This is a genomic window from Allostigmatella hybrida, from assembly GCF_020103775.1.
Lineage (GTDB): Bacteria > Myxococcota > Myxococcia > Myxococcales > Myxococcaceae > Hyalangium > Hyalangium aurantiaca.
Genome location: NZ_JAHXBH010000010.1, coordinates 72,728 through 84,089, shown reverse-complemented (window position 1 = coordinate 84,089; position 11,362 = coordinate 72,728). Strand labels below are relative to the sequence as shown.

Below are 11,362 nucleotides of genomic sequence, written 5' to 3'. Positions count from 1 at the left end.
CCCAACCCCAAGAGCACTCCCATGACCCTCTCGATGACGCTTCGTTCTGTCCGTTGGCTTGCCCTGGCGCTGGCCCTTCCCCTGGCTACCGCGTGCGGCGATGACGATGAGCCCACGCCGCAGAATCCGGAGCCGCAGAACCCCAGCACGCCTTCGTCGCAGTACGCCATCGTGACCCAGACCACCTTGGATGGGGCGTCAACGAGCTACATCGCCGTCACGGACACGCTGGACCGCACCGGGACGCTGCCCCTGACGAACGCCATCGAGGTGAAGGGCCGGGCGCTCGTGTTCGGCCCGCCGAAGAAGGACCACTTCTTCGTGAACTCCGGCGCGTCGGTCATCCGCTACAACCTGACGGAAGCGGGCGCTCCCCAGAAGGGTGAGACCGTCAGCTTCCAGGGCCGCGGCGTCACGGAGATCACCGAGTACCAGCACCAGTTCCGGTTCATCTCCGAGACCAAGGCGTACTTCTTCGACGGTTCGACCACCCAGCTCATCGTCTGGAACCCCACGGCGATGACCGTCACCAACGCCGTCTCCTTCGCGGACGCGAAGCTCGACAACACGGTGCTCTCCTTCTCGTCGCAGCCGCTGGAGACCGCCAACAAGGTCATCATGCCGCTGGGCTGGCGCCCGAGCACGGGCACCACGCTGACCCGGCAGGCCGGTGTCCTCGTCGTGGATCCCGCCACCGACTCGCTGAAGTTCGTGAAGAAGAACTTCAAGGAGACCGAGAATTGCGGCTACGTGCGTGACGGCGTCGTGGGCGCCGATGGGAAGATCTACCTGTCCACCGAGGCGTACGGCGCAGCGTCGTACCGGGTCCACAAGGACGATCCGGCCATGCTCAAGCCGTGTCTGCTCCGGTTCGATCCTCAGACGGACAGCTTCGATGACACCTTCTTCGTGGACCTGACCACGCTGACCAACGGCGCCGCGGCCGGCTCCGTGCTGCAGGGCCCCGGTGGGAAGACGTACCTGCGCGTCTTCGACGACGCGTCCTATGGAAGCCCCGTCACGAAGGACTCCATCCCCCGCGTCCTGGCCAGCGCGCCCGCGTGGAAGTGGTGGAACATCCAGCTCGACACCCTGACGGCCACCCCCGTCGCCTCACTCCCGGCGGCCATGGGCAGCACCTTCCTCTTCCCGGCCGGGAACCGGGTGCTCTTCACCAACTTCACGAGCAACTCCCAGACCGAGCTGCGTGAGCTGACGGACGAGAGTGGCAAGGTGGCGACCATCACCCCGGGCCGCACCTTCTCCTTCCTCCAGGTGCGCTGAGCCCCGCAGCCCCGCAGCCCCTGTCCCCGGGGGCTGCGCGCCAGGAGCCGTTCCCCCCTGCCTTGCCAAGCGCCGCGCTTCTCCGGTACATCCCTGTCCATAAAATGAGAACGATTTTCATTATCGTTCCTGACTTTTCGTCTCTCCTAGGAAGTGAAGCGTGAGCGCATCTCCCCCACCGGTGTCCGAGCGCCGGTTGCTGTGGCTGCTGGCCGCCGTGCAGTTCAGCCACCTCGTGGACTTCATGATCATCATGCCGCTCGGGCCGGAGTTCATGCGGCTGTTCGGCATCTCCGCCTCGCAGTTCGGCGTGCTGGTCTCCGCCTACACGCTGGCCTCGGCGGCGATGGGCTTGCTGGGCGTGCTGTGGCTGGACCGGTTCGACCGGAAGCGGACGCTGCTGGGGCTCTTCGCCGGGTTCATCGCCGCCACGCTGATGTGCGGCGCCGCGCAGAGCCACCTGGCGTTGCTGCTGGCCCGCACCATGGCCGGCGCCTGCGCGGGGCTGATGGGCGCCGTCATCATGGCCATCATCGGCGATGTGGTGCCTCCGGAGCGCCGGGGCAGCGCCATTGGCACGGTGATGTCGGCCCTGGGCCTGTCCGCCGTGGTGGGCGTGCCCCTGGGCCTGGGCGTGGCCAACGTCTGGGGCTGGCGGATGCCGTTCTGGAGCCTGGGCATCTTCGCCGGCGCGGTGTGGCTGGGCCTGTGGCGCGTCCTTCCCGCCCTCAACCGGCACCTCACCGCGTCCCCAGGGCAAAGCCCGGGCACCGCGCTTCTCTCCATCTGGACGCCGAAGCTGGCCCTGGGCTGGCTGCTGACCTTCAGCGTGGTGATTTCCAGCTTCCTGCTAATCCCCTACCTGAGCCCCTACATGGTGGGAAACCTGGGGGTGAGCGCCTCGCAGCTCCCGCTCGTATACCTGGGCGGGGGCGCGGCCACCTTGCTGTGCACCCGGTGGATTGGCCGCATGACGGACCGCCATGGGCCTGTCCGCGTCCTGGCCTCGCTGCTGGTGGGCACGATGGTGCCCCACCTGCTGTTCACCCACCTGCCCCCTTCGCCGTTTCCCGTGGTGGCCCTGGTCTTCGCCCTGTTCATGTCGCTGACCTCCAGCCGGGTCATCCCCACGATCGCGCTCATCGCCTCGCGCGTGCCGCCCGCCATCCGCGGGCGCTACCTCGCGGTCAACATGGCCGCGAGCGATGGGGCCTCGGGCATCGCGGCCTGGGTGAGCGGCCTGATGATCTCCACGGCCCCCAGCGGCGCGCTGGAGGGCTTTGGCCAGACTGGCTGGATCGCCGTGGGCGTCTCCACGCTCACGCTCTGCATTCTCTGGACGCTCGGGCGCAGCACCGCCCGGTTGAGCGCCGCGCCCACCTGATTTTCCCTGCCTTTCTCCCCTCTCAACCCAAGGAAGAGCCGATGAACACCGCGACCCGGAAGCACCCCTCCCTGCCCCGCCCCCTCCAGGGCGAGATGAAGCTCGAGAACTCGAACCGCCTGCTGGCCGAGGCGAAGCGGCTGGTTCCCGGCGTCACCTTCTCGATGATGAAGCGGCCCGAGCACTTCGCCCCGGAGTCGTTCCCTGTCTACCTGGCCCGGGGCCAGGGCGCCCTGGTGGAGGACGTCGATGGCCAGGAGTACATCGACTTCATCGGCGGGCTCGGGGCCAACATGCTGGGCCACAACCACCCGGCCGTGGTGGAGGCCATCCGCAAGCACCTGGACGCGGGGCTCATCCACTCGCTGCCTACCCCCATCGAGCTGAGCGCCACGCAGACCCTGGTCGAGATGATTCCGGGCGCGGAGATGGCGCGGTTCTTCAAGACGGGCGCGGATGCCACCTCCGCCGCGATGCGCCTGGCGCGCATCATCACCGGCAAGGAGCGCATCATCACGGTCGGCTACAACGGCTGGCATGACCTCTTCATGGTCGGTACCCCCGGCGTCCCGGCGGTGATGTCCCAGTACACGCTGCGCATGCCGCTGTTCACCCCGCAGGACGAGACGGCGCTGCTGGCCAGCATCGCGGAGCACGGCAAGCAGCTCGCCGCGGTGCTCATCTCCATCCCGTTCAACCGCACCCTGAGCCGGGAGTTCATGCACCAGCTGCGCGCCACCTGCACCGCCCACGAGGTGCTGATGGTGCAGGACGAGGTCATCACCGGCTTCCGGCTGGCGCGCGGCGGGGCGCAGGAGTTCTTCGACGTGAAGGCCGACTTCGTCTGTCTGTCCAAGGCGCTCGCGGCGGGAATGCCGCTGTCGGCGGTGGCGGGCCCCACGAAGTACCTGAGCAAGCTCGGCGGCATGGAGGTCCAGGTGTCCACCACCTTCGGCGGCGAGATGCTGTCGCTGGCGGTGTGCGAGGCCACCCTCAAGGAGTACCGCAAGGGCGGCTACATCGAGAACCTCTCCGCGCTGGGCGCCCGGCTGCGCGCCGGCGTCAACGCCCAGGCCGAGAAGGTGGGCTCGCCCCTGCGCGTGCTGGGCTACGACGCCATCCCGTTCTTCCTCTTCGACAAGAACCCCGCCGAGCATGCCAAGCGGATGCAGCCGTTCCAGGCGGGCATGGCGCGCCGGGGCATCCTGCTGCGCCGCGACGTGAACTTCATCAGCGCCGTGCACACCCAGGAGCAGGTCGACTACACGGTCGAGATGGCGGGCGAGGTGCTGCAGTCCCTCGCCAAGTCCGCGTAAGGCGTTCCCCCCGGTTCCGGGAGCCCTCCCGGGTGCATGCCCACCTTCTGAAGCATGCACCCGGCGGCGGAACGGACTAGGGACAGAGCAGCTCGACCGATTTGATCCGAATCACTCCGTCGACGTTCGGGTCGTTCGTCTGGTCGCCGAAGGCAATGGTGCCGTTCGCCGCGAAGTTGTTCCGCGTGAGCTTGGCGACGCCGTCGATGCGCACCGTCGCCACCTTCGCCGCGTCCACCGAGAGCTCGTAGACATGATACGCGCCGTCCGTCACCGGGAACGCCGCGGACTGCGTGTCGTCCGCCCAGCCGATCGCCGCGTTGTCGAGGTAGATCATCTGCGAACGGTCCACGGCTTGGCCGGCCGGTGGCGTGAAGCTCCCCAGGATGGCCGCACCGCTGTCCAATGAGTTGTGATTGTTCGCCGACTCGACCTGCAGGGCCGCGCGGAGTGTGAAGGGCTTCGTTGCGTCGAACGCGTTCGCCCGCGTGATCAGCAACTGCCCGCTCGTTCGACCGCCGCTGTTCGTCGACGTCGCGAGGCGCACGTAGCCTTCACCGTACGTGAGCGTGTTCGGCATCTGCGAGACTGCCGTCCAGCCCTGGGCCGCGATGTCGTCACCGCCGGTCAGCAGCGGGATGCTCGCGCGGGCCGTCCACTGGGCTGTCGACGCCGCCGGCACGCACACCTCGCAGGCGTTCGCCGGGTTCGGCGTCCCCTCCGCGTGGAGCACGCCGTCGATGAAGCACTGCGAGGTGCACGCACCCGCCGAGCAAACCTGGCCTGGATTGCACGCCGTCCCGTCAGCGCGTTGGCTCCACGCGGTCGAGGACACCGCCGGCGTACATTGCTCGCACGCATTCGCCGCGTTCACCGTCCCATCGGACACCTGCGTGCCGTCGATTTGACAGAGCGCGACACAGACGCTGCCCTCACACCCCTCGCCGGCCGCGCAGGCCTTGCCGCAACCCCCGCAGTGCTTCGGGTCGCTCCCGGTGCTCACGCAAGAGCCATCGCACAGCTCGACGCCGGCACCGGTGCATGTCTCCGGCACAGAGGCATCAGGTGGGTCGGTGGGACCAGGGTCGGACTTGCCGCCGCAAGCAGCGACGAAGCCAAGCACAACGAGACAGGAGAGAGCGGCAGCGCGAATGGAGAGCATGGTGCCGCCAGATTACGCGACCTCACCTCCACACGGCGTGTTGCGTGTGATGATTCGGCCTCTCCAGCCCCTTACGGACTGGAGCCGTGAGGGGGAGTTCCCGAGACGATCAGCGGACAGTCGAGCCAGGGATGGGCGATGGCCGACATGGGGTAGTGGAAGGCCCGGCTGAGCGTCTCCGAGGTGAGCACCTCCCGGGGAGGGCCCAGGGCAATGTCCTGCTGGTCCGCGAGCACGAGCACCTTGTCCGCGTACTGCGCGACGAGGTTCAGGTCGTGGAGGATGAGAAAGGCCGCCACACCCTCCTGGGTGAGTTCCTTCACGATCTGAAGCGTCTTGTGCTGGTGGGCCACGTCCAGGCTGCTGGTGGGCTCATCCAGCAGAATCAACCGGCTGCCGGCCGTTCCATGAATCTGCGCGAGGACCCGCGCGAAGTGGACCCGCTGCTGCTCTCCGCCCGACAGCGTCAGGTAGTTCCGGCCCTCGTAGCCCTCAAGGCCCACCCGCCCCAGGTAGTGGCGCGCGATGTCGACATCTTCCGGGGATTCATAGCCCCGCTGCTGATGAGGGATTCGCCCCAGCATCACGACTTCCAGCGCCTCATACGCGAACTGGAGCTGCGTCGACTGGGGAAGCACGGCCCTCCGCCGGGCCAGCTCCTGCCGGGGGCTCTCGCCCAGGTGGGCACCGAAGATCCGGACCTCGCCCTGCTGGACCTTGAGCTCTCCAGTCAGGTGTTTGAGCAGCGTGCTCTTTCCCGCGCCGTTGCGCCCCAGGACGACCAGCAATTCACCGGGCTCCAGGCGCAAGTCAATGCCAGACAAAAGGCTCTTCTCGCCAATCCGGCAATGCAAATCTCTGACTTCCACCGCCGCGCTCATAGAACCTGGGTCCTTCGCTGCCGCATGAGCAAGTACAGGAAGAAGGGAGAGCCCGTCAGGGACGTCACGATGCCGATGGGCAGCTCCGAGGGGACGACGATGGTGCGGGCCACCAGGTCCGCCAGCACCATCAGCACCGCGCCCAGCAGCGCCGCGAGGGGCAACAGGACGCGGTGGTTGGGCCCCAGCCAGAGGCGGATGAGGTGCGGCACCACCAGCCCGACAAAGCCAATCATTCCAGACACCGCCACCGCCGCCCCCACGCCCAGGGCCACCAGCGCCACCAGCGTCCATTTGACGCGCTCGACGTTGACCCCGAGGTGGTCCGCGTTCGATTCCCCGAGCAGCAGGGCATTCAGGGGGCTCGCCAGAAACAACATCCCGGCCGTGCAGATGAGGATCAGCGGCGCCGCGGCCGTGACGGCCGTCCAGGTCGCGCCCGCGAGCGAGCCCAGCTGCCAGAAGGTGATGGTCCGGAGCTGGTCATCCGTCGACAGGTAGGTGAAGAGCCCCGTTCCCGCGATGCACAAGGCATTGATGGCGATTCCACAGAGCAACATCATCGTGACGTTGGTCCGCCGGTTCTCCTGGGCAAGCGAGGAGATGGCCAGGATGGCCAGCAGGCTCCCCACGAAGGCCGCGATGGATTGGGTATAAAACCCAAAGACATACACCTTGAGGACCGTCACCGCGGCAACGCCCAGCGAGGCCCCGCTCGAAATGCCGAGCAGCCCGGGGTCCGCCAGCGGGTTGCGGAAGAGCCCCTGCATGGCCGCGCCCGCCACCGCCAGGGCCGCCCCCACCAGGACGCCCAGCAGCACGCGCGGCAGCCGGATGGCATACAGCACGGCCGCCTGCTGGTCCGTGAACTCCGTCAGCCGCGACAGCCCCGCCTGCTCCATCAGGATGGAGATCACCTGCAGCGGCCCGATCTTCACGGCGCCGATTCCCAGGGAGCCGACGACGCAGACCAGCAAGAGCGGGACGAGGACGAAAAGCCCCTTGGCCCTCCTGCCACGTGAGAGCGAAGGATGCGTGCTGGACGTCATGCTCGCTTAGCGCTGGGGGACGGGGGCGTGGATTTCCGAGAAGAGCTTCGCCGCGAACTCGGGAAAGCGCGGGCCGATCCAGCGGACGTTGTTGTCCACGGCCAGGATCCTCTTGTTCTTGCCCGCGGGCGTCAGGGCCACTCCCGGCAGGTTGACCGCGCCCGAGACGCCCGAGACGGCCTCCAGCCCCCGGTGCAGCATGATGATCGCGTCCGGGGAGGCCTGCACCATGCCCTCGGCCGTCAGCGCCTTGGTGCCCGTCGTGAAGTCCGCGGCATTCTGCCCGCCCGCAAGCTCGATCAGCGCGTGCGTTCCGGTGTCCTTGCCGTAGACAAAGGCCTCTCCGGGGCTGTGCGCATAGAGAAAGAGCACCCGCGGCTTCTTCTTCTCCGCCGCGATCTTCTGGTTCAGCTCAGCCACCTGGCGCGTGATGTCTTGCTTCATCCGCTGCCCGGCCTCCCCTGCGTTGAAGAGCTGCGCCAGCAGCTCGATGCGCCGGAGCAGACCGTCGATGCCGTTCTTGGACGTGTTCTCGACGATGAGGACCGGGAGCTTGGCGCCCCGGAGCTGCTCGGCCACCGCGGCCGTCAGGTTCTCCTCCGCGCCAACCACCAGGTCCGGCGCCAGGCTGATGATGCCCTCCACGCTGGGCTGATACGGGTGCCCCACCTTCGGGAGCTTCGTCACCGCGGCCGGGTAGGCACCGGTGATGTCCGTGCCGGCGACGAGGTCCCCCTTGCCGAGCCCGAAGACGATCTCCACCAGGGACGAGTTGAGGACCACCACCCGCTTGGGCGAGGGGACGTCCACCGTCCGGCCGTCAATGCCTTTGACAGGCCCCGCATGAGCCACGGAACCCATGACGGCAGCGCCCATCAGGGTGAGCGCAAGGAGACAATTTCTCATGACAAACTCGGAGGACGGGATGTTGTCTTTGCGAGGTGTAAAATCGCGCGACCATCACTCCCGGCCCTGCCGTTGTCAAGCGAACGGAACGCCCCCGGCAATTAGTATTTTTCCGTCCGCCAGCTGTTTTTACTCTGGGTTGTATGCCCTCACGAAGCAGGGCATGTCCCTCTCAAATTTGACTACTCCAGCTGAAGTCCGCAGTCGCTGCAGGCCCCCTCCACCAGGGGCGCCGCCGTGCCGCAGGCCGGACACGGAGGCTCGCCGTCCTCGGCCACGGCCGGCACCGGCGCCATCGTGGCTGGAAGCCCCTCGCGGCGGATGCTCTCCAGCCACCGTTGCTGGAGCAGCCCCGCCACCCGGGGCGCGTCCTCGCGCTGGACGAGCACCTGGAACTTCGGAGAACAGCCCGGCTTGCTGCACGCCTCCCGGCTGACGAGGGCCGGCACGCCTTCGGCGAGGCACGCCTCCACCAACCCGCGTGCATCCGGCAAGGAGGTCTCCATGCACGGAACCACGTCCTTGTCCTGCAGGGCCTGTTGCGCTTCGTCCGGGGTCATCGCATTCCTCTGTTCTCGAAGAAGGGTGGCGGCGCCCCATGCGCCCGCCCTCCCGTGCTCCCTACCATGAGGTGGCGGCGGCCGAGGCCCCCCCTCGTCTGCCGGGACGTGTCGTTGGATGTGCGCCCCCCGCTGGGGGCCGGCATTCGCTTGTGGACGCGGCCCCGGCAACCGGCGACGCTCGCGCGTGGAGCCTCATCGGGATGACGACCACCAGCGAAGACACGTTCCACCTCGAATTGCTCAAGCTGCTGCTGCACGTGGCCTGGAGTGATGACGAGCTCAGCCCGGCCGAGGGCCGCGCCATCCTGGGCGCCGCCCAGCAGTGGAGTGTCCCCGCCTCGGAGCTCCAGCGGCTGGAGCGCTGTCTGGACAAGGGCGAGCCCCTGCCCGCGCCGAACCTGGGCCTGCTCCGGCAGCGTCCCGGCGATGTGCTGTCGACGGTCCGCACCCTCATCGAGTGCGACACCCAGATCCAGCGCTCCGAGCAGGAGATGCTCGCGCAGATTCGCGAGCTGCTGGGCCTTCCCCCCAGCTGATCACGGCCGCAGGGCCCGCTCCTGCCCAGCAGTGCCCAGCAGTCTCGTGCCGCCGGGCTTCCCCGCAACCGCCCGCATACCCCGTCCGTATGTAAGGTGAATCTCCCCTTCTGTCTGACCAGCAGGGATCCTGGATTTTTTAGGATCCAGCGGAAATTTCTGTGCGCAACCCTACAAAGGGTGGCGCTCGCCCGCATTGGTGCTAGAATTTTTAAGCCACACTGTCCGAATGGGAGCCCGTTTGATGAGTAGGCCTGCACACGCACAAGGTGAGTGGGAAACCTACTGGAAGGAGACCGCACGCCTTGCCACCCACCCGGAGACGGACAGCAGCTCCATCTGGGAAGTCGAGGCCGCCCAGGCCGCCGCGAAGGATCTGGAGCGGTTCCAGCCCTTCCTGAAGCCGGAGCTGCCGCTGGTGGACCTGGGGTGTGGCAGCGGCATCCAGACGCGCTTCCTGGCCGGGCATTTCCCGCGCGTCATCGGCGTGGACGTCTCCCCGTCCGCGGTGGCGCTGGCCGCCCGGAACAACCCCCACCCGTCGCTCCAGTACCGCGTGCTGGATGTGTTCGACACCCAGGCCGTGCAGGCCTTCCGGGCGGAGCACGGAGACCTCCACATTTATATGCGCACGCTGCTGCACCTGGTGCAGCCCGCCCTGAGGGCCGCCTTCGCCGAGGCCCTGGGCACGCTGCTCGGCCGACACGGCGTCCTCTACCTCTTCGAGCTGGGCGCGACGGCGGGCGAGTACTTCCAGGCGTGGATCCACCGCAACGGCATGCCCGTGAGCCTGCAGCGGGTCCTCCAGACGGGCATCCAGCCAGGCACCGTCACCCGGGAGCATGTCCTGGCCATGTTCCCCGCCGGGCGGTTCACGGTGCTGGCCGATGGAGAGATGACGAGCGCCCCCATGCCGGTGCGGGTGGTTCGCCCCGGTTCCCCCCCCACCCTGGCCTCCGAGGCCTGGGCCCCCCCTGGGTACTTCCTGGTTCTCCGCCCCCGGGAACCCCTGCCCCCACAGGAGCCAGCGCCATGAGCTACGCCGTTGCCAGTAACGCGTTCTACCCCCGCTATGATCTGCTGGACCCCGCCTTCCCCCAGAGCCCGTATCCGCTGCTGCGGCGGATGCGGTCCGAAGAGCCCGTCTTCTGGTTCGAGCCGCTCAACACGTGGGTGGTGACCCGCTACGAGGAGGTGTCCTCCATCCTGAGGGATCCGGTGCGCTTCAGCTCGCGCCGGGCCGACCGGATGCTCCAGGCGCAGCTGCCCCTGGACACCCCCGCCAGCATCCGGGAGCCCATCGCGCACGTGATGTCCCTGGCCGCCATGTTCTCGGATCCGCCGGTACACACCCAGCTGCGCTCCGAGGCCAACAAGGGCTTCTCCCCCCGGGCCATGGCCCCCATGGCCCAGCGCATCCAGAAGGTCACCGACGAGCTGATCGACCGGGTGGAGGCCCAGGGCACGATGGACGGCTTCCTGGACTTCTTCGAGCCGTTCGCCCTCACGGTCATCGGCGACCTGATGGGGGTGCCCCGGGAGGACCAGCACCTGTTCATCTCGTGGACGCAGAAGACCACGAAGCTGCTCGGCGGCGCCAAGCTGACCCTGGAGGAGGCGCAGAGCTCCCTCCGGGCCTTCGAGGAGATGAACACGTACCTGGCGCAGGCCCTGGCCGAGCGGCAGCAGCGCCCCCGCGACGACATGATGAGCTTCCTGGTGGCCGGCTACAGCCCCGAGCGCTTCCCGATGGAGGCCCTGGCGGGCATGTGCTCGGAGATCATCGGCGGCGCCAACGCCCCCACCGGCGACACGCTCGGCAATGCCCTGCTCGCGTGCCTGTCCCACCCGGAGGAGCTGGAGAAGACGCGCCGCGAGCCCGGCCTCTGGAAGGCCGCGGTGCCCGAGCTGCTGCGCTACGACGGGCCGATCCTCTTCTGGAGCCGGCTGGCCATGGAGGATGGGGTGCTTGGCGGCAAGCGCATCCGCGCGGGGCAGATGGTGTACGCCTCACTGGCGGGCGCCAACCGGGACCCCGACGTCTTCCCCGAGCCCGACCGGCTGGACTTCTCGCGCCCCAACGCCCACAAGCACGTGAGCTTCTCGTTCGGCCCCCACCACTGCATCGGGGCGGGGCTGGCGCGGATGGAGATGGCCATCGTCTTCGAGACGCTCTTCCGCCGGTTGCCCCGGCTGCGGCTCTCCGGGCCCGTGCGCTGGCGCGAGGGGAGCCTCACCACGCGCGGCCCGGTGAGCATCCCCCTGGTGTTCTAAGCCCCCG

General features: G+C 68.0%; 11 protein-coding genes. 6 read left to right on the top strand and 5 right to left on the bottom strand.

The window, feature by feature from the left end; translation table 11 throughout:
- Window positions 1-21: 21 nt before the first annotated feature.
- The 3 genes from KY661_RS18135 (at window position 22) to mxcL (ending at window position 3,984) form a co-directional block, all read left to right on the top strand.
- Complete coding sequence (locus tag KY661_RS18135) at window positions 22-1,284, top strand: MxcI protein (RefSeq protein ID WP_225411397.1); 1,263 nt, start codon at window positions 22-24, stop codon at window positions 1,282-1,284.
- A 160-nt stretch (window positions 1,285-1,444) separates the two neighbouring features.
- Entirely contained in the window at window positions 1,445-2,668 is a 1,224-nt protein-coding gene (gene mxcK / locus KY661_RS18130) for a myxochelin export MFS transporter MxcK (protein WP_225411396.1), read from the top strand.
- A 41-nt stretch (window positions 2,669-2,709) separates the two neighbouring features.
- Window positions 2,710-3,984, top strand: coding sequence for a myxochelin B biosynthesis transaminase MxcL (gene mxcL / locus KY661_RS18125; RefSeq protein WP_225411395.1), 1,275 nt, complete (start codon window positions 2,710-2,712; stop codon window positions 3,982-3,984).
- Window positions 3,985-4,060: 76 nt separating this feature from the next.
- Here the strand turns inward: mxcL and KY661_RS18120 are convergent, their stop codons facing one another.
- The 5 genes from KY661_RS18120 to KY661_RS18100 all read right to left on the bottom strand — a co-directional run bounded on the left by KY661_RS18120 (window position 4,061) and on the right by KY661_RS18100 (window position 8,542).
- The gene (locus tag KY661_RS18120; protein ID WP_225411394.1) at window positions 4,061-5,146 is read right to left on the bottom strand and encodes a hypothetical protein; all 1,086 of its coding nucleotides are present in this window, start codon (window positions 5,144-5,146) and stop codon (window positions 4,061-4,063) included.
- Window positions 5,147-5,217: 71 nt separating this feature from the next.
- The gene (locus tag KY661_RS18115) at window positions 5,218-6,027 is read right to left on the bottom strand and encodes a heme ABC transporter ATP-binding protein (protein WP_225411393.1); all 810 of its coding nucleotides are present in this window, start codon (window positions 6,025-6,027) and stop codon (window positions 5,218-5,220) included.
- Window positions 6,024-7,076, bottom strand: a complete 1,053-nt coding sequence (locus tag KY661_RS18110) for a FecCD family ABC transporter permease (RefSeq protein WP_075009949.1) — start codon at window positions 7,074-7,076, stop codon at window positions 6,024-6,026. The genes KY661_RS18115 and KY661_RS18110 overlap by 4 nt, the downstream gene beginning before the upstream one ends.
- A gap of 6 nt (window positions 7,077-7,082) precedes the next feature.
- Entirely contained in the window at window positions 7,083-7,937 is an 855-nt protein-coding gene (locus KY661_RS18105) for a heme/hemin ABC transporter substrate-binding protein (protein ID WP_225411392.1), read from the bottom strand.
- Between the two features lie 227 nt (window positions 7,938-8,164).
- On the bottom strand, window positions 8,165-8,542 hold the full coding sequence (locus KY661_RS18100) for a hypothetical protein (protein ID WP_225411391.1): 378 nt from the start codon (window positions 8,540-8,542) through the stop codon (window positions 8,165-8,167).
- A gap of 203 nt (window positions 8,543-8,745) precedes the next feature.
- Here KY661_RS18100 and KY661_RS18095 point away from each other — a divergent pair, with 203 nt between their 5' ends.
- From KY661_RS18095 to KY661_RS18085, 3 genes are all read left to right on the top strand, one after another.
- Window positions 8,746-9,081, top strand: coding sequence for a TerB family tellurite resistance protein (locus tag KY661_RS18095; RefSeq protein WP_225411390.1), 336 nt, complete (start codon window positions 8,746-8,748; stop codon window positions 9,079-9,081).
- Between the two features lie 244 nt (window positions 9,082-9,325).
- Window positions 9,326-10,117, top strand: coding sequence for a class I SAM-dependent methyltransferase (locus KY661_RS18090; RefSeq protein ID WP_225411389.1), 792 nt, complete (start codon window positions 9,326-9,328; stop codon window positions 10,115-10,117).
- Complete coding sequence (locus KY661_RS18085) at window positions 10,114-11,355, top strand: cytochrome P450 (RefSeq protein ID WP_225411388.1); 1,242 nt, start codon at window positions 10,114-10,116, stop codon at window positions 11,353-11,355. Before KY661_RS18090 ends, KY661_RS18085 begins: the two co-directional genes overlap by 4 nt.
- The last annotated feature ends 7 nt before the right edge of the window (window positions 11,356-11,362 follow it).